Raw genomic sequence first — 23,172 nt, forward strand, 5'->3', positions numbered from 1 at the left:
TTCGGCGGTCAGTCGGCGCGCACCGCCGCGGTGATCCGGTGCAGCGCGAAGGTGTGCAGCATCTCGGTCCGCTCGTCCTCCGCCCGCAGGTAACCGGCGCCGATGGAGACCGGCTTGACCAGCCGGGACGCGGTCGCCCCGTGCGCGTCCACGTAACCGACCCAGACCAGCGCCTTGTCCCGTACCGCCTGCTGGAGCACGGCGAGCGCGTCGCTGTGGCCCTGGACGGGCGCCGGACCGGTGGCACCCCGCCCGCCGCCGCGTACCGCCGCCGGGGCCCGCCGCGCCGCGCGTGCCGCCGCGTCGCCGCGCCGGATCTGCTCCACCACCCCGAGCAGTCGCGGCATCGGCACCCGCGGCGCGGCCAGCGGGTCCAGCGTCCGGGTGCCCACCGACACCCGGGCGGCCGCCCGCCGGGTCTTCGGGCGGGACAGCACCGCCGCGCCGGTGGCGTCCTCGGGCACCGGGGCGTACCCGGCGTCGCGCAGCGCGCCCAGCAGCCGCCCGACCTGGTACGGGCTGACCAGCACGGTCGGCGCCAGTCGGCGCAGCGCCAGCGACTCCAACCGCCGGTCGGCGCAGACCTCGCTGAGCAGCGCCTCGTCGTCACTGCGCAGGTACGCGCCGGCGGACCCGGCCCGCAGCCCACCGTGCCGGCGCGCCACGTCGTCCACCAGGTACGTGAGCGACTGCGGCACCGGCGTACGGGACCGCCGCCGGAAGAGCGCATGCAGGTCGTCGGCGCTGTACCCCGCGTCCAACGCCCGACGCACGCTCGCCGTGGTCACCCGGTGCACGCTGGCACCGCCCGCGGACTCCAGCTCGGCCACCGCGTCCAGCTCGGCCGCGAGCGCCGGCTCGGGCGGGCCCGGCACCACGAGGGTCAGGTCGGCCTGCATGAGGAAGTGGTCCACCGGGGCGGGCAGCAGGGCGTCCAGCGCCCGCGCCGCCGTCGACGGTTCGTCGCTGTCGGCCTCCAGGTGCAGCCCGAGCGGGTCGGCCGCGCCGTCGTCGGTGCGGGTGACGTCGGCCAGCAGCAGCCGCCCGTACGAGGTGAGCGCCCCCAGCCCGGTCACACCGAGCTGGGCGGCCTCGGCCAGCACCTCCCGGTGCGCGGCCTCCCGCCCCCGGCTGCGCCGCGGCGAGCGCCAGTCCAGCAGCGCCAGCACCTCGTCGACGGTGGGTGCGGTGGCCGGCTCCAGATCGGCCAGCACCCCGAGCACCGCTCGTCGGGAGAGCGGGGCGCTGGCCCGCTCCGCCTCGGCCGAGAGCGCCGTGATCGGCCGGTCCCGGTCGTCGCGCTGGCCGACCAGCCCCACCTGCCGGGTCATCGTCAGCCAGGCGCGGGCCAGCTGCTCCCAGCGCTGGGCCAGCGAGGCCGCCCGCCATACCTCGTAACCGGCGGCCGGCAACACCTGCTGGTCGGCACCGTACCGGTTGGTGGTGACGCCGGGAAGCTCCAGCTCGCCGAGGAGCCCGGCCGCGTACGCCACCTCGATCAGCAGCGCCGTCGTCGGCTCGTCCAACCCGCCGGTGCGGGCCAGCCGACGCAGGTCACGCACGCCGATGCCGCCGGAGCGGAGCACCGCGGCCGGTTCGGCGGCGAGCTGCTCCAGCAGACCTTCCGTGTGGCGTACCACCTCCATGGTCTGCCCGGCCCCGGCGGAGTCGACGGCCTTCGGCTCGCGGGGCGCGGCGGAGACCGGCGGAGGGCTGGTCCGCAGCGGCCCGAGCGGCCCGCTGTCCCGGCGCAGCAGCAGCCCCACCTCGCGGGGCAGCTCCACCGTTCCGGCCGAGACCGGTACGAGCAGCCGGTGCTCCACCAGCCAGCGCACGGGTGACCCGGTCGGCACACCGCCGTTGACCGGGTCGGGCGGCAGCTGGTCCTCCTCGCCGATCGGCGGCGCCTGCAACGCGCCCGGCGGCACACTGCCCACCGGCGGTCCGGCCGCCAGCCGGTCCAGGATCGCCCGGGCCGAGGGCGGTGCGGCCAGCAGCGTCCGACGCAGCTTCGCCGGGTCGGCGCAGAGCGCGGCCGCGCGCCCGTCCAGCTCCGCCGCCGGCCGACCCAGCCCTGCCGGGTACGGCGACACCTCGTCGACGCTCTCCACCACGCTCAGCGCGTGCTCCGGGCCGTACAGCAGGAAGAGCGCGCGCAGCCGGTCGACCGCGCCCCGGACGGTGGTCGGCGCGGGCGGCCGGGGCCCGCTCGTCGCCATGGCGAGCACCGCCTCGGTGGCGGTGGTGCCGTCGGCCGGGTCCCGGGTGAGCCGGGCGGCGTCGAGGATCTGCAGGGTGAACTGGTCCAGCCCGTCCAGGGCGCGGGCCACCGACACCCGGGACTGCGCGCGGGTGGCGAGCGCGGAGATGTCGGCGGGTACGGGCACGACGAGGTCCGGCCGCAGCTGGAGGAGGGCGGCCAGCGACTCGTCGGGGAGCGACCGCAGGTGGTCGGCGAGTGAGGTGGTCATCGTCGTTCCACGCTAGCCCGGCGCGGGCCCGTCCCGCCCCTCGGACGTCAGGCTGGCCTGCCGGGCACCGGCCTCCGGGGCGCGGAGGGCCCGGCCGGTACGTTCTCCGCATGCCTGCACTGACTGTCGGGTTCGATCTCGACATGACCCTCGTCGACTCGCGTCCCGGCATCGCCGCCGCGTACCGGGCGCTCACGGCGCGCACCGGCGTGCCGGTCGACGCGGACGCGGCGGTGTCCCGGCTCGGGCCGCCGCTGCGTACCGAGATCGCGCGGTGGTTCCCGCCGGAGCAGGTCGAGTCGGCGGTGTCGATCTTCCGTGAGCTCTACCCGGCGTACGCGATCACCCCGACCGTTCCGCTGCCCGGCGCCCGGGAGGCGATCGACGCGGTCCGGGCGCGGGGCGGACGGGTGCTCGTGGTCACCTCCAAGCTCGGCCGGCTTGCCCGGCTGCACCTTGATCACCTCGGACTGGAGGTGGACGAGGTGGCCGGTGATCTCTTCGCCGAGGGGAAGGCGACCGCCCTGCGCGAGTACGGCGCGACCCACTACGTCGGTGACCACGTGGCCGACATGGTCGCCGCCGAGACGGCCGGGATCCCGGGGATCGCCGTGGTGACCGGCCCGTGCTCGGCCGAGGAGCTGCGGACGGCCGGAGCGGAAGAGGTGCTCGACGATCTCAGCGGATTCCCAGCGGCGCTGGACCGCATGATCCAGCTAGCCTTGGAGCAGTAGACGTCTCAACGAAGCAGGGGATCTCAGGTGCCTACGGGTCGAGTGAAGTGGTACGACGCGGCCAAGGGATACGGTTTCGTCACCAGTGACGAGGGTGGCGACGTGTTCCTGCCGAAGGGCGCGCTACCGGCGGGTGTCACCGACCTCAAGGGTGGTCAGCGGGTCGACTTCAGCGTGGTCGACAGCCGGCGCGGCGCGCAGGCCATGGGGGTCAAGCTGCTGGACGCCCCGCCGTCGATTTCCGAGCTGCGCCGCCGGCCGGCGGAGGAGCTGCACGGGCTCGTCGAGGACATGATCAAGGTGCTGGAGGCGAAGGTCCAGCCGGATCTGCGCCGGGGCCGGTTCCCGGACCGGAAGACCGCGCAGAAGATCGCTCAGCTGGTCCACGCGGTGGCGAACGAGCTGGAGGTCTGAGGGACCAGCCCGGCGGCGGCGGCCCGGCCGAGCAGCGCGTCCACCGCGGCGAATCCCGCCTCGCCCAGGTCGGCGGAGAACTCGTTGACGTAGAGACCGATGTGCCGGTCCACCACGTCGAGCTCCATCTCCTGGGCGTGCGAGAGCACGTAGTCGCGGCTGGCGGCCGGGTCGGCCCAGGCCATCCGCACGGACTCCCGGATCCAGCCGGCGGCGGCCTCCGGGTCGACCGCGCCGCGCCGGGCCAGGATCGCGCCGAGTGGAATGGGGAGGCCGGTGTCGGCCTCCCACCACTCGCCGAGGTCGACCAGCGAGGTCAGGCCGTGCCGGTGGTAGGTGAACCGCGCCTCGTGGATGACCAGGCCGGCGTCGTACCGGCCGGCGGCCACGCCGGGCATGATCTCGTGGAACGGAACCACCTCGATGCGCGCCGGTGGGCGATCGGCCGCCCAGAGCCGGAACAGCAGGTACGCGGTGGTGCGGTCGCCGGGCACCGCCACGGTCGCGCCCGACAGGTCGTTGCGGTCGCCGCGGGTGAGCACCAGGGGGCCGCAGCCGCGGCCGAGCGCACCGCCGCAGGGCAGCAGATGGTACTTGTCCAGCAGCCACGGCAGCGCCGCGTAGCTCACCTTCACCAGGTCGAACTCGCCGCGCTCGGCAGCGGTGTTGGTGACGTCCACGTCGGCGAAGGTCACCTCGACCGGCGGAGCGCCGGCGACCTGGCCGTGCACCAGGGCGTGGAAGATGAAGGTGTCGTTGGGGCAGGGCGAGAATGCCAACGAGAGCGCCACGACCCCACCGTAGCCCCGTGCCGTGACGACCGTCTGAACCGGCCCCTGTGGTGTGACGCGCCGCTACCTCGGTCCCGGGTGCGCGACCTGGACCACGGTTCTCCCCCCGAGCGGATCGGCTCTCCCCCGAGCGGATCGGGGCGGAGTCGGCAAGCGTATGTGGTGCGTGCAGCCTTTGGAACTGATGTCGTAGGCGATTCGAGCGCAGCGCGGCAGGTGCGTAGGTGGCCGGTGGGTGGTCGATGCCGCCGCGCATCCGGTGACCCGCACCGTGATGACCCCGCATCCGGTGGCCCGCATCGTGCTGACCCCGCATCCGGTGGCCCGCATCGTGCTGACCCCGCATCCGGTGGCCCGCATCGTGCTGACCCGCGCATCGTGCCGGCTCGCGTATCGGTGCTGGCTCGCGCGTCGTGCTGACCCCGGCATCGTGCTGGCTCGCGCATCGTGATGACGTGGGTGGCTCAGCTCTAAAGCGTCGGCGGACCATGGGTTGGCCCCCGGTGCGTCCGTCGTCTGTCCACCGCTCCATGAGTTTCCACCGGGTTATCCACAAGGTTGTCCACAGGTCCGCGACGGGTGTTGATAACCGCGCCGCCGGTGTCGAGCATCGATCCGTGGGCGAATCGGTGGACGCGGTCGAGCGCAGGGCCGCCGAGCAGGGCACGGCGGTCGAGCTGGGCAGGACGCTGCGGGCCCTGCGCCGTAGGGCGGATCTGAGCCAACGGGAGCTGGCCGAGCGATCGGGCGTACCGCAGGCGACCTTGGCGCGCATCGAGTCCGGCCGGACGCGAGACCCGAGGTTCCGCACGGTCGAGCGCCTGGTGCGGGCCGCAGGTGGCGACCTCGCGATCGGAGCACCCGCCGGAGAGGTGTTGCCGGCGCCGGAAGTGCCGCACGACGAGATGCGGGACGAGGCGGGGCGGCGCTACCCGGCCCATCTGGACGTGTGGGAGGTCCGTGAGCCACGCGACTGGCCGGGAGCCTGGTGGGCCGACTGGTACAAGCTGCCACCGGAGCGGTACCCCTTGCCCCTCCCGCCGGCGACCTACGAGCGGAACCGGCGCTACCGCGACAACCGGCGGCGGCGCGAGGCGGTGCGGCGGACTGTGCGGTTACGCCGGGTGACCGGCGCGGACGTGCCGCACACCGGCTGGCGGTTCGTCGCCGAGCTGCCGGACGGCGAACTCGTCGGCGAGCTGCGGGCCCACGAGCGGGACCCGCACCTGAGGTACGGGCAGGGGCTCGCGCACGAGCGGGAGGTGGTGCTCGACGGGATCCTGGTGGCGTACGACTACCGCCGTCTGGGCATCGGGCGGCAACTGGTCGAGGCGCTCGTCGCCGGAATGCGTGAGCGGGAGATCGTCAGCGCGTACGCGATCGCCGACGGCCCGGGCATCGACCTGCTGCTGGCGTGCGGATTCCGGTTCGAGGCGAGCCGGCCGGCGGCGCTACGGCTCGACCGGCCCCGACGTTGACGTCCCGCCCACCGTCGCGCTCAGCTCAGCTCAGGGCGGGGGCGGCCTCGGTCAGGGCGGCGAGCGCCTCGCGCATCCGCCAGGCCGCGCGGTCGCGGGGGCCGACCGGGTTGGAGATCGTCCGCAGCTCGCCGAAGGGGAGACCGGCCTGCGCGGCGGCCATCGCCACGCCGTACCCCTCCATCGCCTCGGCCACCGCCTCCGGGTGGCGTCGGGCGAGCAGTTCGGTGCTCGACGCGGTGCCGGTCACCGTGTTCACGGTGAGGACCGGCCCGACCGTGGCGTCCGGCAGGGCGGCCCGGAGCGCGGCCAGCAGCTCCCGGTCCGCGGGGACGGTGCTTCCGCCGCCCAGCAGCGCCGGGGGCATGCCCAGCTCGTCGATCGGGAGGAAACCCTCCGGGGTCTCGGCGCCGAGATCGGCGGCGATGCTCGCGGTGCCCAGCACGGTGCCGCCAACCGGGACCCGACCGACGAAGCCGCCGCCGACTCCGGCGCTGACGACCGCGCGGTACGGCTGCCCGGCCGCCTCGGCCAGCGCCAGCGCCCGGGCCGTGGCCGCCGCGGCGACGGCGGGCCCCACGCCCGCCGGCAGCACGGTCACCGTCGGGTCGATGAGGCCCGCCCGGATCGCCTCCGCCTCGGCGGGTACGGCGGTGACCACCAGCAGCCCGCTCACGACACCGGTCCGCGTGGTTCCTGGCGGCTCTCCTCGTCGCTGCCACCCGGCCCGGCGACGGACGGGGAGGGGCGGTAGATGTGGTAGCCGGGCGGGGCGGTGGGACCGGGCTCGTAACCCGCGCTCTCCTGCGGTGCCGGCGCGGGTGAGGTGGGGCGCGGATCGTCGGTCTCCGCGGCCGGCCGCGCCGTCGGCTGCTCCGCCGGCTCCTCCGTCTCGGTCAGCTCGTCGTCGCCGAGCGGGCGACCGACCAGGCGTTCGCCACGGAGCCGGCCGGCGACCAGTACGCCCCGGATCGCGGCGACCACGCCCACGGCGCCGGCGACCGCGATGCCGATCCGACCGTCGAAGGGGACCAGTCCGAGCCCGCCACCGGCGACGAACGCGATCATCAGCACCGTCTCGGAGTGGGCGAAGGAGCTGGCCCGCAGCCGCTCCGGGATCCGTTCCTGGATCGACGCGTCGACGGCGAGCTTGGCGATGCCGCTGAAGAGGGAGGCGACCAGGCAGAAGAGGGCGACCATGGGGAGCGAGAACTTCACCACGGCGAGCACCGAGACCCCGGCCACGATGATCATGCTGCTGGACTGGATGGCGGTCGGCCGGTGGATGCGCAGCCGGGTGCCGATCGCGGTGGCCAGGAAGGTTCCCACGACCAGGGCGCCACCGACCAGGCCGAGGGCGGCCTCGTCGGTGAGGTCGCGACCGAACGCGACCGTCGTCAGGTCGCCCTTCTTGATGGCGAAGGCGAGGAAGAGCAGCAGGAACCCGTAGACCCCGCGCAGCGTGGCCGCGCCGATCAGGGTGGCGATCACCAGCCGGCCGGCGGGGTTGCCCCGGCCCAGCGGGCGGTCCGCGGGCCGGCGGCGGCGCAGCAGCGCCCGCAGCGGACGGGGCACCCGTTCCGGCGGCTCCGAGTCGGCCTTCGGCGGCAGCCGTAGCGAGATCACCATGCCGATCAGGAAGATCACCGAAGCGACCCGCAGCGGCCACTGCGGCCCGAACCAGAACGCGGCCAGTCCGATCGGCGCGACCAGGCCACCGGCGATCGTGCCGTAGACGCTGGCCCGCGCCCCGACCTGGGACAGGCCCAGCCCCTCCGGCAGCAGTCTCGGCACCGCCGCCGAACGCGCGACCCCGTACGCCCGGGAGAGCGCCAGCACCCCGAAGGCCGCCGGATAGAGCCCGAGACCGTGGATGTGGTCGCTGATCATCCAGGCCAGGAAGGCGCGGCCGAGCATGGTGGTGGCCAGCGCGTACCGGCGGCCGTGGCGGAAGTGGTCGAGCAGCGGCCCGACCACGGGGGCGAGCATCGCGAACGGCACCATGGTGATCAGCAGGTAGAGCGCCACCTTGCTGCGCGCCTCGCCCAACGGGACGTTGAAGAAGATCGTGCCCGCCAGGCCGATGGCGATCAGGGTGTCCCCGGCGCAGGAGAGCGCGTGCAGGTCGAAGAGGCGGACCATGCCGGTCTCGCCACCCGCGCCCCGTGCCCGGGCCCGACCTGCGCTCCGGGTCACCCAGCGTCCGCTGCCGATCGAACCGCGCAGCATCAGCCGGGCGAAGCGGATGCCGGTGCCGACGGTCCGCCCGAGGACGGACCGCTCAGGGCGGGATGACGGCGGCATGTGCACCATCCTCGCCCATCGGATCCGGGTGTGCCGCACCAGTTCGGGAGAACGGTCGGGGAGTCCCCGTCGCCGGTGACGTAAGCATGGGGAACAATGGTCGGGTGACCAGGCCCGCCTCCACCCGTGCCGCCCGTCTCGACCAGGTCTGCGCCGCCGCCGTCGAGGTGGCCCGCGCCGGCATCACCGAGGTGGACGCCTCCGACGTCGGTGAGCATCTACAGGCTGTCGCCGAGGGCGAACGGCTTGTCACGCACTACTTCGAGTGCCGGCTGGCCGGCTACTGCGGCTGGCGCTGGGCGGTCACCGTCACCCGGGTGCCGCGCAGCCGCAACGTGACGATCTGCGAGACGGTGCTGCTGCCCGGCACGGACGCGCTGCTCGCGCCCGGCTGGCTGCCCTGGCAGGAGCGGCTCAAGCCGGGCGACCTGGGCCCGGGCGACCTGCTGCCCACCCCGCCCGACGACGAGCGGCTCGCCCCCGGTTACCTGCTCTCCGACGACCCGGCGGTCGAGGAGACGGCCTGGGAGCTCGGCCAGGGCCGGGCCCGGGTCTTCTCCCGTGAGGGGCGCGCCGAGGCGGCCCAGCGTTGGTACGACGGGGACCACGGCCCCTCCGCGCCGATCTCCACGTCCGCCCCGGCGGCTGCCCGCTGCGGCACCTGCGGCTTCTACCTGCCGCTCGCCGGCCAGCTCCGGCAGGCCTTCGGCGCCTGCGGCAACTTCTACGCGCCGGACGACGGCCGGGTGGTGAGCGTCGATCACGGTTGCGGCGCGCACTCGGAGACGCTCATCGAGGCGGCCGAGACCTCCGTCGACGAGATGCCGACCGTCTACGACGACAGCGCGGTGGAGGCGGTCGCGGTCAGCCGCGCGCCCGGGTCGGTCGAGGGGGCCGAGCCGGCGGAGCCGTACGGCCACTCCTGAGTAAACGCCCCGGTCAGCGGGGCGCGGTTCAGCGGGGGGCGGCGCGACGGCGGCGACGGTTCGCGTCGTGCCGGAGCATCACGGCGAGGCCGGGAAGGCCCCAGAGGAACCCCGCCAGGCTGATCCAGAGCCAGTTCTCGTGCCCGTGCTCGGTCAGCCAGCCACGGAAGAAGAGCAGTAGCACCAGGCCGACTACCGCCCAGCCGGCCATCCCGGCGAGGGCGAACGGCACCATCGGCGGATCGAGTGGCTCGGGCCGCGGCGGCTGCTGGTTCGGCACGTCGCAAGCGTACGCGATCAACTTCCCTGCCAGCCCACTGATCTGGGACGATGCGCGCGACGACCCGAAGATCACCTGCGAGGACGTGATGGCAGTACCGCCCCCCAAGAACGGCACACCACCCGATCCCGATTCGCCGCGCAACGGATTCGACCGGTACTTCGAGATCTCCGCCCGTGGCTCGACGTTGAGCCGGGAGGTCCGTGGTGGCCTGGCGACCTTCTTCACGATGGCCTACATCGTGGTGCTCAATCCACTGATCCTCGGCAGCGCCGCCGACGGTGACGGCAAGAAACTCGCGATCCCGGCGATCGCGGCCGCGACGGCCCTGGTCGCCGGCGTGATGACCATCCTGATGGGTGTGGTCGGCCGGTTCCCGCTGGCGCTCGCCGCGGGCCTCGGCGTCAACGCGCTGGTCGCGTTCGAGATCGCCCCGGAGATGACCTGGGCCGACGCCATGGGCCTCGTGCTGATCGAGGGTGTGATCATCGCGGTGCTGGTGCTGACCGGGCTGCGTAGCGCCGTGTTCCGCGCGGTGCCCACCCAGCTGAAGACGGCGATCGGCGTCGGCATCGGGCTCTTCCTGACCATCATCGGGCTGGTCGACGCCGGCTTCGTACGTCGGGTGCCCGACGTGGCCAACACCACCGTGCCGGTGGGGCTGGGGATCGGCGGCAAGCTGGTCAGCTGGCCGCTGCTCGTCTTCGTGGTGGGGCTGCTGCTGACGCTGGTGCTGGTGGTACGCCGGGTCCGGGGCGCGATCCTGATCGGAATTCTCGGCTCGACGGTGCTGGCGATCATCGTCGAGGCGATCGCGAACGTCGGCCCGTCGGTGGTCGACGGCAAGCCCAACCCGAAGGGCTGGTCGCTCAACGTTCCGGAGTTGCCGAAGACCATCGTGGACCTGCCGGACCTGTCGCTGCTCGGTCACTTCAACGTGCTCGACTCGTGGGGCCGGGCCGGCTGGCTGGTCGTGCTGATGTTCGTCTTCACGCTGCTGATCACGGACTTCTTCGACACGATGGGCACGATGGTCGCGGTCGGCCAGGAGGGCGGGATGCTCGACGAGCGGGGCACCCCGCCGCGGGCCAAGGAGATCCTGCTGGTCGACTCGATCGCGGCGGCGGCGGGCGGTGCGGCGAGCACCTCCAGCAACACCTCGTACATCGAGAGCGCCGCGGGTGTGGCGGAGGGCGCCCGGACCGGTGTGGCGAACCTGGTCACCGGCGGGCTCTTCCTGCTGGCGATGTTCCTGGCGCCGCTGGTGGTGGTCGTGCCGTTCGAGGCGGCCTCGACCGCCCTGGTGGTGGTGGGCTTCCTGATGATGACCGCGGTGCGGACCATCGACTGGTCCGACTACGAGATCGCGATCCCGGCGTTCCTCACCATCGTGCTGATGCCCTTCACCTACTCGATCTCCAACGGGATCGGGGCCGGTGTCATCACCTACGTACTGCTGAAGCTGGCCCGGGGCAAGGCGCGGGAGGTGCATCCGCTGATGTACGGGGTGGCCGCGCTCTTCGTCCTCTACTTCCTGCGCGGGCCGATCGAGTCCCTGGTGCTGTGAACGCTCGTCCCGGGGCCGGTCGTCCGGCAGCGGAGGGCCGGCCCCGGGACCGGCGATGTCCTCGTGAGCCTGGTCATATCAGATGTCGTTAGCCATGCTCATTAGTTAAGCTAACTATCGTGACGGAGCGGACGGTGACGGCGAAACGCGTGCCACCGGCGCAGCTGGCCCCTCAGCTGCGTGATGCGATCACTCGACTCAACCGGCGGGTCCGACAGGCCCGGCCGGTCGGAGACCTGACGATCACCCAGCTCAGCGCACTCACCAGCCTCGGCTTGGCGGGCGCGCTGACACCTCGGGAACTGGCCGACGTCGAGCGGGTACAACCGCCGACGATGACCCGGATCGTCGCGAAGTTGGAGGAGCGCGGCCTCGTGCAGCGCACCCCCCATCCGACCGACGGACGCCAGGTGATCCTCTCGTCGACCGAGGGAGGGCGGGCGGTGCTCGAGCAGTTCGAGCGCGCTCGCAACGAGTGGCTGGCCAACCAGCTGGCCGAACTCAGCGAGGCCGATCGGGAGACGCTGCGGAGAGCCGCCGAGCTTCTGCAGCAGATCGCACGCGCCTGACTCACGCGCCCGTACCGCCGGGTCCGCGCCGTCCGCTGTGGATGACGCGTACGACCTGAGGAGGCGCAACCAAGAGTGCAGGCCCGGCTGAGCACCATGTTCCAGTCCCTAACGGTTCGCAACTACCGGCTCTTCGCCACCGGACAGCTGATCAAACTGCTCGGCGTCTGGATGATGTACATCGCCCAGGACTGGCTCGTCCTCGACCTCTCCGGGAACTCCGCGACCGCGCTCGGCGTGGTCACGGCCCTCCAGTTCACTCCGGTGCTCCTGCTCACCCTCCTCTCCGGCCGCCTCGCCGACCGGTACGACAAGCGCATCCTGCTCTTCGTCGCCAACACCTTCTGGACGGTGCTGGCGCTCGGCATGAGCGTGCTGGTCCTCACCGGCCTGGCCCAGCTCTGGCACGTCTTCGCCTTCGCCCTCCTGCTCGGCGTCGCCAACGCGGTCGAGACCCCCGTCCGGCAGTCCTTCGTCTCCGAGCTGGTCGGCGTCTCGCTGCTGCCGAACGCCCTCTCGCTCAACGCCGCCGTCTTCAACTCCGCGCGGATCATCGGCCCGGCCATCGCCGGCGTGGCCATCGCCCTCTTCGACGTCGGGCCGGTCTTCCTCATCACCGCGGTCAGCTCGATCGCGCCGCTGGTGAACGTGGTGCGGATGCGTACGTCCGAGCTCTACCGGGACGCCCTGCCGCCGCGCGACGAACGCGCCGAGGCCCGCGTGATCGACGGCTTGCGGTACGTCTGGCACCGCTCCGACCTGCTGCTCCCGATGGTCGTCATGTCGGTGATCGGCATGTCGTTGTTCAACTTCCAGCTCACCCTGGCGGCGCTCGCCAAGACCGTGTTCCACACCGGGGCCGCCTCGTTCGGCCTCTTCACCACCGCGCTGGCGGTCGGCGCGCTCGGTGGGGCGCTCGCCGGCACCGGGCGGCGCAGCCGGCCGTCCGTCTGGCTGGTGCTCGGCGCCGCCATCGCCTGCGCGAGCTTCGGCACGCTGGTCGGCCTCGCCCAGGCGTACTGGCTGGTGACCGTACTGCTGGTGCCGACCGGCTTCTTCATGGTCTTCTTCGCCCAGGCCGCCAACCAGCGGGTGCAGCTCGGAGTGGACGCCGCCTTCCGGGGCCGGGTCATGGCCCTCTGGGTGCTGGTCTTCCTCGGCACCAACCCGGTCGGCGCGCCGTTGATCGGTTGGGTCGCGGAGACCTTCGGCGCCGGGGCCGCCATCTGGATCGGCGCACTGATCTCGCTGGTCACCGCCCTGCTGGCGCTGGCCTGGCAGCTGCGCCGCTCCGGGGCCCGGCTCCGGTTCCGGGTGCTGCCGCTGCCCCGCTTCTACGTGACGCAGACGGAGAGCTGAGCCGCGAGGGGCCCCTGTTGCCGGATCCGGCGCAGGGGCTCCTTTCTCCGCGGCCGGGCGAAGCATCCCGATGCGCGGATGGCGCGGATGCCGCCATTCCGGTGGCGGAGCGGCATCGCGGAGCTTAGCGTCGATGCGTGGAGGTCGGACGTGCACTGCTGCTCGCCCTGGCGTTCGTCGCCGTGGCGAGCCTGCCGGCGGTGATCGCCCTGCTCTTCTGCGCCGACGAGATCATCGACCGGGTGGCCTGCGGCTGGGCGGAGTGGCGTGAGCGCCGACGGGAACGGCGCGTCATCGCCCGGCTCGATCGGGCCGTCGAGGCCGACGCGTTGACCCGGAACATCGACCTGTCCGAGTTCGACCGGGAGGACCGGCGCCCGCTGGAGCAGCTCGCCAACGACCTGCGCCGGCTGGGCGGCCAGCGGCTCGGTGGTCACGGCCGGCCGATGGTCTGGCACGACTCGGTGCTCCAGGCGTACGACGACCGGCTGCGCCTGGCCTGCCGCGCCCTCGGCATCACCGAACACCTGAGCGAGCTCGACGGCGTCGACCAGGAGATCGAGCGGGTCCGGGTGGAGGGGGTGCTGCACGCCGCCGGGCTGACCCTGCCCGCCGCGAGGGGTGTGGGTCGCCGCCAGCAGCACCGGTGAGGACGTACGCCGGTTGAGGCTCTTCGTCGCGGTCAACCCGCCGGCGGACGTGGTCGCCGACCTGACCACGCAGGTCTCCCGACTCCGGGTCGCGGCAGCGGCCGCCGCCGGCACCAACGTACGGCTGGCCGACCCGGCGCACGCCCACCTCACGCTCGCCTTCCTCGGTGAGGTCGAGGAGGCCCGGCTGGTCGAGGTGGAGAGCGCCCTCGGGCTCGCCGCCCAGTGGTTCCGCGAGTCCCGGGACACCGCGCCCCGGCTGCGGCTGGGCGGAGGTGGCCGGTTCGGCGCGAACCGGTTCACGATCCTCTGGGTGGACGTACGGGGTGAGGTCGAGGCCCTCGCCACCCTGGCCCGGCTGATCCGCTCCCGACTGCGCAGCGCCCGCCTGCCCCACGACGAGAAACCCTTCCGTCCGCACCTCACCATCGCCCGGCCCGGTGACCGGGTGGACGAGTCGGACGTCGAGGCGGACCGGATCGCCCTCGACGGCTACCAGGGGCCGGAGTGGCCGGCGCACGAGCTGGTGCTGACGCGCAGCCACCCCGGGCCCCGGCCACGGTACGACCGGGTCGCCGCCTGGCCGCTGTGACCGGGTGTTCCCGGATGTGTCGATCTCAGCCCTTGCGCGTGCCCTCGTAGAGGTCGAAGTAGATCCCGTCGAGCTCGTCGGCCCGGCCGCCCAGCCCGTCGGGCTCGACGACGTCGTGCCCGATACCCAGCTCCGCGGGCAACTCGTGCACGACGAGTGTGCGGTTGCTGGACGTGGCGAGACGCCGGGGGACGGCCACCGCCTCCTGGCGATCGATGAAGTCGTCGTTCGCCGACGTCACGACGGCCACGCTCGCCAGCTGCGGGTTCCGGTGGTCCAGGTCGAGGTTGCGCGCGATGCGCAGGTACTGGGAGAGCGCGGCGAACGAGAAACCGGCCGAGTTGACCTTGTCCGGGAGGAGGTGGAAGCCGAAGAGCACGATCGTCGGCTTCACCACGAAGCCCGGCGCCTGGGCGCTGTTCGGCTTGTAGAAGGGCGAGAGCAGCAGGAGGTGGCGTACCGCGTCGGGTCGGCGGTCCGCCAGCCAGGTGGCGAGCACCCCGCCTCCGGAGATGCCCACCACGCCGACCTCGTCGCCGAGCCCGGTGGCCAGATTCAGCGCGTCGTCGGCGTAGCTCACCAGCTCGCCGGCTTCGAGCTTCGCGTGCGCCAGCTCGTCGGTGACCCCGTGGCGGGGCGCCCGAGGCACCCAGACGTTGTAGCCCTCGTCGAAGTAGCGCTTCGCGAGGCTCGCGTACTGCTTCGGGCAGTCGGTGTATCCGTGCAGCAGCAGGACGGCCTTGGTCGTCTTGGCACCGTGTGACATCACCACGCTGCGGCACTCGGGGCGTACCGCCGGGTCTGCGGTCTCGGCGGCGACGACCTGTTGGGCCTGGCCGACGGCGGCGTCGAAGGTGAAGGTCTTGGGGGTGGCGCGCTGGAGGTCGCTCCCACCCAGGGGCCAGGCGTAGAGGACGGCCACCGCCAGGAGAACGAGCGCGAGCAGCGCGCTGAGGGTGATGCCGATCCGGCCGAGGGCCGTTCGCCGGGCCGGACTGTTCTGCTGTGCCACTTCGAGGCTCAAGCTGCGTGCCTTCCACGTGAGGGGACTACGTGGACACGCGTCTGCTCCGCCCGCGGTTCGGGCGATCTACTGTGGGCTGACTCTCCTTCGGGTCGGAAGGCGGGCGAATCCGCCCGCCTTCCGAGGGCGCGCTAGGAGGACTCGCGGGCCGCCGGGCCGCTGCCGAAGAGCACGTCGTCCCAGCTCGGCAGGCGCTTGCGCGGCTTGCCCGAGCTGTCGGTGGACTCACCGCCCGCGGCGGCCGCCGCTCCGGTCCGGCGGGGCCGCAGCACCGCCAGCGACGGCACGGCCGGCACCTCCTTGGGCGCGTCCGAGTCGTCGTCGAAGGCGGAACCGGGCCCGCCGCCGAGCAGCGACGCGGCACCGCCCGCGACGGCCCGCTGCCGGGGTGCGTCGGACCCCGCGAGGGCCGCGGGGGTACGCGGCTCCAGGCCTCGGCCGGACGACCCGCCCAGCGGACGGTCGAGGGAGGCGAGCAGCGCGTCCCGACCGGCCCGGATCGGGTCCCGACCGGGGCGAGGGTGCTCGGCGGGAGCCGGCAGGCCGTGCCCGCCCCGACTCGGCTCGCTCCGGGCCGGCCCGGGCAGGGCGTGCCCGCCCCGCTCCGGCGGCTCCTGACCGAGGATCGGCGTGGGCCGCTCGGCGCAGAGATACTGCGCCATGTCGTCGTGCGGGGCGACCGACTGCCGGGTCTTCTCGAGAACCCAGATCGCCTGCGCGGTGGCCTTGCCGGACGGCCAGGTGGCGATGATCCGCCAGGTGCCGTCGTCGCGCCGGTAAGCGTCCCAGGAGATCTTCTCGGTGTCGATGCCGTGCTGGGCCAGCCGGCCGTTGACCACTTCGGCGAGCGGCGTCGGCTTGTCGGCGCCCTTGAGCCGGGTGCGCCGAGCGTGCTGGGCGAGCATCGCCCGCTCCTGCAGCACCGGGCCGGCGTAGCGCAGCACCCGGTCGACCGGCACTCCGGCGATCCGGGCGACGTCCTCGGCGGACTCGCCGGAGCGGATGCGGGCCTGAATGTCGCGTGGGGACAGGGACGGGACGGGATCGGCGGTCGTGGCCGCCACGGCGAGCGGCGGGGCGCCCGGTTCGGCGTGCATCGCCGAACTCACCCGCTCGTCGATGGGCAGCGCGAGCAGTCGCCCGACCTCGTCGGCGAGCACCAGAGCCTGGCCGTCCTCGGAAAGGGCGACGAAGCGTACTGGGCGCATTACGTTGCCTCCGTCCCGCTTCGTTGGCCCACGCCACGAGTCAGCCACCCGGGCGTCTCGCACCACCGTACGCTCATCTGCCCTGAGGTGGGGGATGCGACACCCGCATGTTGTGGGTGAGCTGCAGCGATGATCACGGTGGGTGGCCGGCGCTCGGCGCGTCGACCACCCACTGTCATCTGGATCAGAGACGCTCGATCACGTAGTCGATCGACGCGGTGAGCGCTTCGACGTCGGCCGGCTCGACGGCCGGGAAGAGCGCGACCCGCAGCTGGTTGCGGCCCAGCTTGCGGTACGGCTCGGTGTCCACGATGCCGTTGGCCCGCAGGGCCTTGGCGATCGCGCCCGCGTCCACCCCGTCGGCGAAGTCGACGGTGGCGACCACGTTGGAGCGCAGCGCCGGGTCGGTGACGAAGGGCGTGGCGACCTCCGAGCGCTCGGCCCAGCCGTACACGATGGAGGCGCTCTCGGCCGTGCGCTTGGCCGCCCAGGCCAGGCCACCCTGCTCGTTCATCCAGTCGGTCTGCTCCGCGGCCAGGAAGATGGTGGCCAGCGCGGGGGTGTTGTAGGTCTGCTCGAGCCGCGAGTTGTCGATGGCGGTGACCAGGTCGAGGAAGGCCGGGATGTAGCGGCTGGAGGCCTTGATCTCGGCGGCCCGCTCCAGCGCGGCGGGGGACATGAGGGCGAGCCAGAGTCCGCCGTCGGAGCCGAAGCACTTCTGCGGTGCGAAGTAGTAGACGTCGGTCTCCGCGATGTCCACGTCGAGACCGCCCGCGCCGGAGGTGGCGTCGACCAGCAGCAGCGAACCCGCGTCCGCCCCGGGGACCCGGGAGATCGGCACGGCCACACCGGTCGAGGTCTCGTTCTGCGGGGTCGCGTAGACGTCGACGCCCGCCTCGGCGACCAGGCTCGGTGCGGTGCCCGCCTCCGACTTGCGGACGGTCGGTTCGCCGAGGAAGGGCGCGTCCTTGACCGACTTGGCGAACTTGGCGCCGAACTCGCCGAAGCTGGCGAACTGGGCCCGGTCGCGGATCAGGCCGAAGGTGGCGACCTCCCAGAAGGCCGTCGTGCCGCCGTTCCCGATGATCACCTCGTAGCCCTCGGGCAGCGAGAAGAACTGGGCGATGCCACTGCGCAGGCGGGCCACCTGGTCGCGGACCGTCTTCTGCCGGTGGGAGGTGCCGAGGTAGCTGGTGGCGACCTCGGTGAGGGCGGAGACCGCCGCTGGGCGGACCTTGGACGGTCCGCAGCCGAACCGCCCGTCGGCAGGCTTGATCTCGTCGGGAATCCGGATGGTCGGTGCGTCAGCCACGGTTCTCAAGATCCTTCCGCGTGGGCCGGGGCCCGGTCAGCTGGCGGGCGCGGAGCGGCGGCGGGCGCGGAGGCGCACGGTGGCCGGGATCCGAGCCCGGTCCGGCGGCACTGCCGAAATCACATCCTCCCATCCCGGCCGGCGGGCCCGAGTTCTGGTCCCGCCTCCGGCATTGAGGCGTACGCCACAGCCCCCGGGGCGGCTGGCAGGGGTGGTGCGGCGGGATCGTCGCCGACGACGGGGCCGCTGGCGGGCCGGCGGGAACGCGGGCGCCAGGGCGGGATGCGTCGCAGAAAGGGGCCCCTCGTGCCGCACCAGGCGGCACGAGGAGCCCCTCGGATCAGACCTCAGACGCCGTGCGGAATGGCGTCCCAGCCCTCGACCTCCTGCGGCTTGCGCGGGGCGGGGCCGATATAACGGGCGGACGGGCGGACCAGCCGCTGGAGCCGCTTCTGCTCCAGGATGTGGGCGCTCCAGCCACCCATCCGGGCGCAGGTGAACATCGAGGTGAACATGTGGGCCGGCACCTCGGCGAAGTCGAGCACGACGGCGGACCAGAACTCGACGTTGGTGGCGAGCACCCGGTCGGGCTTGCGGTTGTGCAGCTCCTCCAGAGCGGCCTTCTCCAGCGCCTCGGCCACCTCGAAGCGCGGCGCGCCGAGCTCCTTGGCCGTCCGACGGAGCACCCGGGCACGCGGGTCCTCGGCCCGGTAGACCCGGTGCCCGAAGCCCATCAGCCGCTCGCCGCGATCCAGCACACCCTTGACGTACCCCTCGGCGTCGCCGCCGCGCTCGACCGCCTCCAGCATGTTGAGCACCCGGGACGGGGCGCCACCGTGCAGCGGGCCGGAGAGGGCACCGATGCCGGAGGAGATGCAGGCGGCCGCGTCCGCGCCGGTCGAGGCGACGATCCGGGCGGTGAAGGTCGAGGCGTTCAGGCCGTGTTCGGCGGCCGAGATGAAGTACGCGTCGACGGCCTTGACGTGCCGCGGGTCCGGCTCGCCGCGCCAGCGCTTCATGAACCGCTCGACGATCGTGGACGCCTTGTCGATCTCCTTCTGCGGCACGGCCGGCAGGCCGAGACCACGGGCGGACTGGGCGACGAAGGAGAGCGCGGTCACCGAGACCCGGGCCAGATCCTCACGCGCCTGCTCGTCGGTGATGTCGAGCAGCTGGTCGAGGCCCCAGTACGGGGCGAGCATCGCGACCGCCGACTGCACGTCGACCCGGATGTCGCCGGAGTGCACCGGCACCGGGAACGGTTCGGCGGGCGGCAGGCCCGGCCCGAACCGGCCGTCGACCAGCAGCGCCCACACGTTGCCGAAGGAGACCTGGCCGATCAGATCCTCGATGTCCACCCCGCGGTAGCGCAGCGCGCCACCCTCGCGGTCGGGTTCGGCGATCTCGGTCTCGAAGGCGACGACGCCCTCCAGTCCCGGCTTGAAATCGGCCATGTCGCTCTCCTGGCTCTGGTCGCCACCCTCACGGCTGCGCACGGCCCGGTCGGTCGAGCACCTTGGGCGACCCTTGGGGTTTCGTTCGAAACATCTTGCCTGGTGAGTAACCGAGTCCGCGACCCGCTGCGACTGTGCCGCACGCGACATCCCCGGACGCGCATCCCGTTCGCGGCTGGGCAAGACTGGGGCGGTACGGGCTGGCCAGCCTTGACCGGCGTGCGCCGACCCGGTGAAAGGGAGTAGAAACGTGACGGGCGACACACCAGCCCCGGGTGCGATGCGTAACGAGTACGCCGCGGACCGGGGCCTTTCCGAGCCTGACCTGGCCGGCGACTGGCACGCCCAGTTCGCCCGCTGGTTCGCCGACGCCGTGGCCTTCGGCCTTCCGGAGCCGAACGCCATGGTGGTCGGCACCGCCGACGCCGTCGGGCGGCCCAGCGGCCGCACCGTGCTGCTGAAGGGCTACGACCCGGAGGGCTTCGTCTTCTTCACCAACCACGCCTCGCGCAAGGGCACCGAGGCGGCCGCGAATCCGTACGCCAGCCTGGTCTTCCCCTGGTTCCCCATGCAGCGCCAGGTCGTGGTCGCCGGCACCGTGCGGGAGGTGCCGAGGGCGGAGACCGAGGCGTACTTCGCGACCCGGCCCCGCGCCTCCCAGCTCGGCGCCTGGGCCAGCCCGCAGTCGCAGGTGATCCCCGACCGGGCGGCGTTGGAGGCCCGTTACCGGGAGGCGGCGCAGCGCTTCGGCGACGGCCCGATCCCCGCCCCGCCGCACTGGGGCGGGCTGCGGGTCCGCCCGGACTCGGTGGAGTTCTGGCAGGGCCACGCCGGCCGGCTGCACGACCGGCTGCGGTTCCGGCGCACCGACGCCGGTGACTGGACCGTCGAACGGCTGGCGCCGTGACCGGAAAACAACGCGCCGGGGTACGCCGGTGGGCGATCGACCTGCGTCCGCTGCGGGTGCCGAACTACCGGCGGATCTGGCTCGGCAACGGCATCGCGATGTTCGGCTTCCAGTTCACCGCGGTGGCCGTGCCGGTCGAGATGTACGACATCACGGAGGCTTCCCTCTGGGTGGGCCTGCTCGGCATCGCCGGCTTCGTACCTCTGCTGATCTTCGGTCTCTGGGGCGGCGCGGTCGCCGACGCCAGTGACCGACGCAAGGTGCTGCTCGGCGCCGGCACGCTGCTCTGGGCGTCGACCCTGGGGCTGCTGGCCCAGTCGCTGCTGCAGGTGGGCAGTCCCGTGCTGCTGCTGATCCTGGTGGCGGTGCAGTCGATCGCCTTCGCGATCACCGCGCCGGCCCGCAGCGCGATCCTGCCGCGGTTGGTGCCCGACGAGCTGGTCCCCGCGGCCAGCACGCTGAACTACACCACCTTCACCGCCGCCTCGGTGGTCGGCCCGCTCGCGGCGGGCCTGATCTTCTCGTCCTGGGGTGTCGACGTCGGCCTGCCGGTCGCGTATGCGGTCGACGCCCTGCTCTTCACGGTCTCGCTCTGGGCCACGCTGCGGCTGCCCGCGCTGCCGCCCGAGCCGGACCCGGAGGGCGACGGCACACCCCGCCGGGCGGGGCTGGCGAGCGTCGTGGACGGCTTCCGCTACCTGGCGACGACCCCGGTGCTGCTGCTCTCGTTCGCCGTCGACCTGATCGCGATGATCCTGGCCATGCCCCGGGCGCTCTTCCCGGAGATCGCCCACGAGCGGTTCAGCGACGGGGCGGTCGGATGGCTGTACAGCGCGATCGCCATCGGCTCGATGATCGGCGGGCTCACCTCCGGCTGGATCAGCCGGCTCCGCCGGCAGGGGCTCGGGCTGGTGCTCGCGGTGGTCGCCTGGGGCGTGGCCATCGCGGCGGCCGGGTTCGCCCACCAACTCTGGTTGATGGTCCTGCTGCTCGGCGTCGCCGGCGCGGCCGACCTGGTCAGCGCGGTGCTGCGCCAGTCCATGCTGCTGATCTACGCGCCGGACCGGATGCGTGGCCGGCTCCAGGGGGTCAACACGGTGGTCGTCGCCGGCGGGCCGCGCCTCGGTGACCTGCGCGCCGGCGCGATGGCGGCCGGGCTCGGCGGCGGAGTCGCGTGGATAGCCGGCGGTGTCGCCTCGGCGGTGCTGGTCGTGGTGCTCGCGGTCGCCTTCCCGGCGCTGCTGCGCTACCGGGCCGCCACGAACGCGGCCGGCACCGACGCGGCGCCGGCCGGTGGCGCGGGATCGACGGCCGTGGACGGTAGTCCGGCGGCCGGGGCACCCGGCGGCGACCGTGCGGCGACGGCGTCGGGCGGTGACCGAGAGTGACCGATTAGGGTCGCCGACATGCGCACCCCTGACCAGCGTCCCCCGTCGGGCACCCAGTGGACCATCTCCGCCGCCGGCCATGAGGCCGTCATCGTCGAGGTGGGTGGCGGGCTGCGGACGTACTCGCACGACGGCGTCGACTACCTCGACGGGTACGCCGAGGACGAACTCTGCCCCGGCTCCGCCGGCCAGGTGCTCGCTCCGTGGCCGAACCGGATCCGGGACGGGCGCTACAGCACCGGCGAGCGGACCCACCAGCTGCCGCTCACCGAGCCGGCGCGGCACGTGGCGATCCACGGCCTGGTCAACTGGGTGTCCTGGGAGCTGATCGAGGAGTCGGCGGACGCGGTGACCCTCGGGTGCTGGATGCCGCCGCAGCCCGGCTACCCGTGGGCGCTGCAGCTGCGCAGCCGGTGGAGCGTCGGGGAGGGCGGCCTGCGCGCCGAGCACGAGGTGCGCAACGTCAGCGGTGAGCCGGCGCCGTTCGGCTTCTCCGTGCACCCGTACCTGCAGCTGCCCGGGGTGCCGGTCGACGACCTGGCGATGCGGGTGCCCGGCCGGAGCCGGATGATGCTGGACAACCGCCTGCTCCCGATCGGCGTGACCCCGGTGGACGGCACCGAGTACGACTGGACGAGCCCGCGCCCGATCGGCGCGGCAGTCCTCGACCTCGCCTTCGGGGACGTGGTCCGGGAGGCCGACGGTGGCTCGTCGGTGAGCCTGGCCGCGCCGGACGGGTCGGGCGTGACCATCTGGGCCGACCGGGAGTTCGGGTGGTGGCAGGTCTTCACCGGCGACACGCTGACCGGTGAGCGGCACCGCCGCTCGGTCGCGATCGAGCCGATGACCTGCCCGCCGGACGCCTTCCGCTCCAACCACGACGTGATCGTGCTCGGGCCGGACGAGACCTGGCGGGGCGTCTGGGGTATCCGTCCCGGCGCCTGAGGCGGGAGGGGGAGCAGCATGGAGTTCGCCGAGGTGCTGCGGCGCCGGCGGATGGTGCGCAACTACGACCCGGACCGTCCGGTCCCGCCCGACGTGGTGCAGCGCCTGCTCGACCACGCGCTCCGCGCGCCCTCGGCCGGCTTCGCACAGGGCTGGGCGTTCCTGGTGTTGGAGGAGGCCGCCGACCGGGAGAGGTTCTGGGCGGCGGCCACTCCGGACGGTGGCGGCCGGGAGCGCTGGCTGGCGGGGATGCGCAAGGCACCGCTGATCGTCGTGCCGCACGCCAACCGCTCGGCCTACCTGGAGCGGTACGCCGAGCCGGACAAGGGCTGGACGGACCGTTCGGAGCAGCGTTGGCCGGTGCCCTACTGGTATGTGGACACCGGCTTCGCCGCCCTGCTGATGCTGCTCACGGCGGTGGACGAGGGGCTGGGGGCGTGCTTCTTCGGCATCCACCCTCAGCGGCTGGCGGCGTACCGGGAGGCGTTCGGCGTGCCGGAGGAGTACGAGCCGATCGGTGCGGTGACGGTCGGTTACCGGGCGGCCGACCATCGGTCACCGTCGCTGCGGCGGGGGCGGCGTCCGGTCGACGAGGTGGTCCACCGGGGCCGGTGGAGTTGACCGGCACGCCGGATTCGCCCGGTTGGAGATCGGGCGAGCGGTAGCGAAACTGACATCAGGGAGAAGTACGCGGTGTGCGACAGGCGGCTAGGCTGGCACGGGTCATCGGTGCCGCGCCCTGCGGTGCCACGCCGCGACCCGGCACGGCGCCGCCGGTCGGCTCGGCCACGGGGAGGGA

At 73.2% G+C, this 23,172-nt stretch carries 22 protein-coding genes and 1 pseudogene; 14 read left to right on the forward strand and 9 right to left on the reverse strand.

Features of this window, described 5'->3' with window-relative positions; genetic code table 11:
- Positions 1-8: 8 nt before the first annotated feature.
- Positions 9-2,471, reverse strand: coding sequence for a helicase-associated domain-containing protein (locus D7044_RS15645; RefSeq protein WP_120689371.1), 2,463 nt, complete (start codon positions 2,469-2,471; stop codon positions 9-11).
- 110 nt (positions 2,472-2,581) lie between these two features.
- On the opposite strand from D7044_RS15645, the gene D7044_RS15650 reads away from it, so the two are divergent.
- Together D7044_RS15650 and D7044_RS15655 are read left to right on the forward strand one after the other, a co-directional pair.
- On the forward strand, positions 2,582-3,205 hold the full coding sequence (locus D7044_RS15650; RefSeq protein WP_120689372.1) for an HAD family hydrolase: 624 nt from the start codon (positions 2,582-2,584) through the stop codon (positions 3,203-3,205).
- A gap of 27 nt (positions 3,206-3,232) precedes the next feature.
- A complete protein-coding gene (locus D7044_RS15655) occupies positions 3,233-3,619 on the forward strand; it encodes a cold-shock protein (RefSeq protein ID WP_120689373.1) in 387 nt (128 codons plus the stop codon).
- Here the strand turns inward: D7044_RS15655 and D7044_RS15660 are convergent.
- On the reverse strand, positions 3,580-4,410 hold the full coding sequence (locus tag D7044_RS15660; protein WP_120689374.1) for a 1,4-dihydroxy-6-naphthoate synthase: 831 nt from the start codon (positions 4,408-4,410) through the stop codon (positions 3,580-3,582). The genes D7044_RS15655 and D7044_RS15660 overlap by 40 nt on opposite strands.
- A 235-nt stretch (positions 4,411-4,645) precedes the next feature.
- Here D7044_RS15660 and D7044_RS15665 point away from each other — a divergent pair, with 235 nt between their 5' ends.
- Together D7044_RS15665 and D7044_RS15670 are read left to right on the forward strand one after the other, a co-directional pair.
- Positions 4,646-4,861, forward strand: coding sequence for a hypothetical protein (locus tag D7044_RS15665; protein ID WP_147434673.1), 216 nt, complete (start codon positions 4,646-4,648; stop codon positions 4,859-4,861).
- A 166-nt stretch (positions 4,862-5,027) separates the two neighbouring features.
- Entirely contained in the window at positions 5,028-5,888 is an 861-nt protein-coding gene (locus D7044_RS15670) for a GNAT family N-acetyltransferase (protein ID WP_233564999.1), read from the forward strand.
- Positions 5,889-5,913: 25 nt separating this feature from the next.
- Here D7044_RS15670 and D7044_RS15675 read toward each other — a convergent pair whose 3' ends face one another.
- Together D7044_RS15675 and D7044_RS15680 are read right to left on the reverse strand one after the other, a co-directional pair.
- Positions 5,914-6,564, reverse strand: coding sequence for a futalosine hydrolase (locus D7044_RS15675; protein ID WP_120689377.1), 651 nt, complete (start codon positions 6,562-6,564; stop codon positions 5,914-5,916).
- Positions 6,561-8,192 carry an MFS transporter gene (locus tag D7044_RS15680; RefSeq protein WP_120689378.1) on the reverse strand — a complete coding sequence of 544 codons (1,632 nt, stop codon included), beginning with the start codon at positions 8,190-8,192 and terminating at the stop codon, positions 6,561-6,563. The genes D7044_RS15675 and D7044_RS15680 overlap by 4 nt, the downstream gene beginning before the upstream one ends.
- 86 nt (positions 8,193-8,278) lie before the next feature.
- On the opposite strand from D7044_RS15680, the gene D7044_RS15685 reads away from it, so the two are divergent.
- A complete protein-coding gene (locus tag D7044_RS15685) occupies positions 8,279-9,118 on the forward strand; it encodes a DUF3027 domain-containing protein (protein ID WP_120689379.1) in 840 nt (279 codons plus the stop codon).
- A gap of 28 nt (positions 9,119-9,146) precedes the next feature.
- Here D7044_RS15685 and D7044_RS15690 read toward each other — a convergent pair whose 3' ends face one another.
- Complete coding sequence (locus D7044_RS15690) at positions 9,147-9,398, reverse strand: DUF2530 domain-containing protein (protein ID WP_120689380.1); 252 nt, start codon at positions 9,396-9,398, stop codon at positions 9,147-9,149.
- Between the two features lie 88 nt (positions 9,399-9,486).
- On the opposite strand from D7044_RS15690, the gene D7044_RS15695 reads away from it, so the two are divergent.
- The 5 genes from D7044_RS15695 (at position 9,487) to thpR (ending at position 14,135) form a co-directional block, all read left to right on the forward strand.
- Positions 9,487-10,965: an NCS2 family permease gene (locus D7044_RS15695; protein WP_120689457.1), complete on the forward strand. Its 1,479-nt coding sequence runs from the start codon at positions 9,487-9,489 to the stop codon at positions 10,963-10,965.
- 119 nt (positions 10,966-11,084) lie between these two features.
- Positions 11,085-11,534, forward strand: a complete 450-nt coding sequence (locus tag D7044_RS15700; protein ID WP_187398797.1) for a MarR family winged helix-turn-helix transcriptional regulator — start codon at positions 11,085-11,087, stop codon at positions 11,532-11,534.
- A gap of 75 nt (positions 11,535-11,609) precedes the next feature.
- Complete coding sequence (locus D7044_RS15705) at positions 11,610-12,893, forward strand: MFS transporter (RefSeq protein WP_120673621.1); 1,284 nt, start codon at positions 11,610-11,612, stop codon at positions 12,891-12,893.
- 137 nt (positions 12,894-13,030) lie between these two features.
- Positions 13,031-13,543 (forward strand): hypothetical protein, encoded by a 513-nt coding sequence (locus tag D7044_RS15710; RefSeq protein WP_120673620.1) that lies wholly within the window; start codon positions 13,031-13,033, stop codon positions 13,541-13,543.
- Positions 13,544-13,556: 13 nt separating this feature from the next.
- Positions 13,557-14,135 carry an RNA 2',3'-cyclic phosphodiesterase gene (thpR, locus tag D7044_RS15715; RefSeq protein WP_120689458.1) on the forward strand — a complete coding sequence of 193 codons (579 nt, stop codon included), beginning with the start codon at positions 13,557-13,559 and terminating at the stop codon, positions 14,133-14,135.
- Positions 14,136-14,160: 25 nt separating this feature from the next.
- Here the strand turns inward: thpR and D7044_RS15720 are convergent, their stop codons facing one another.
- The 4 genes from D7044_RS15720 to D7044_RS15735 all read right to left on the reverse strand — a co-directional run bounded on the left by D7044_RS15720 (position 14,161) and on the right by D7044_RS15735 (position 19,133).
- Positions 14,161-15,159 (reverse strand): alpha/beta fold hydrolase, encoded by a 999-nt coding sequence (locus D7044_RS15720; protein WP_147434674.1) that lies wholly within the window; start codon positions 15,157-15,159, stop codon positions 14,161-14,163.
- Between the two features lie 131 nt (positions 15,160-15,290).
- Positions 15,291-16,367: a septation protein SepH gene (gene sepH, locus D7044_RS15725; RefSeq protein WP_120673618.1), complete on the reverse strand. Its 1,077-nt coding sequence runs from the start codon at positions 16,365-16,367 to the stop codon at positions 15,291-15,293.
- A 184-nt stretch (positions 16,368-16,551) separates the two neighbouring features.
- Positions 16,552-17,679, reverse strand: coding sequence for a phosphoserine transaminase (serC, locus tag D7044_RS15730; RefSeq protein WP_120689382.1), 1,128 nt, complete (start codon positions 17,677-17,679; stop codon positions 16,552-16,554).
- Positions 17,680-18,026: 347 nt separating this feature from the next.
- Entirely contained in the window at positions 18,027-19,133 is a 1,107-nt protein-coding gene (locus D7044_RS15735) for a citrate synthase 2 (protein ID WP_120673964.1), read from the reverse strand.
- Between the two features lie 280 nt (positions 19,134-19,413).
- Here D7044_RS15735 and pdxH point away from each other — a divergent pair, with 280 nt between their 5' ends.
- From pdxH to D7044_RS15755, 4 genes and pseudogenes are all read left to right on the forward strand, one after another.
- Positions 19,414-20,040, forward strand: coding sequence for a pyridoxamine 5'-phosphate oxidase (gene pdxH, locus D7044_RS15740; protein ID WP_120673616.1), 627 nt, complete (start codon positions 19,414-19,416; stop codon positions 20,038-20,040).
- Positions 20,037-21,311, forward strand: a pseudogene (locus D7044_RS15745) (MFS transporter); the annotation flags it as partial. The gene pdxH and the pseudogene D7044_RS15745, both read left to right, overlap by 4 nt.
- 135 nt (positions 21,312-21,446) lie before the next feature.
- Positions 21,447-22,373, forward strand: coding sequence for an aldose 1-epimerase family protein (locus D7044_RS15750; RefSeq protein ID WP_120673614.1), 927 nt, complete (start codon positions 21,447-21,449; stop codon positions 22,371-22,373).
- Positions 22,374-22,391: 18 nt separating this feature from the next.
- Positions 22,392-22,994: a nitroreductase family protein gene (locus tag D7044_RS15755; RefSeq protein ID WP_120689383.1), complete on the forward strand. Its 603-nt coding sequence runs from the start codon at positions 22,392-22,394 to the stop codon at positions 22,992-22,994.
- The last annotated feature ends 178 nt before the right edge of the window (positions 22,995-23,172 follow it).

It is taken from the genome of Micromonospora musae (assembly GCF_003626635.1).
Taxonomy (GTDB): Bacteria; Actinomycetota; Actinomycetes; order Mycobacteriales; family Micromonosporaceae; genus Micromonospora; species Micromonospora musae.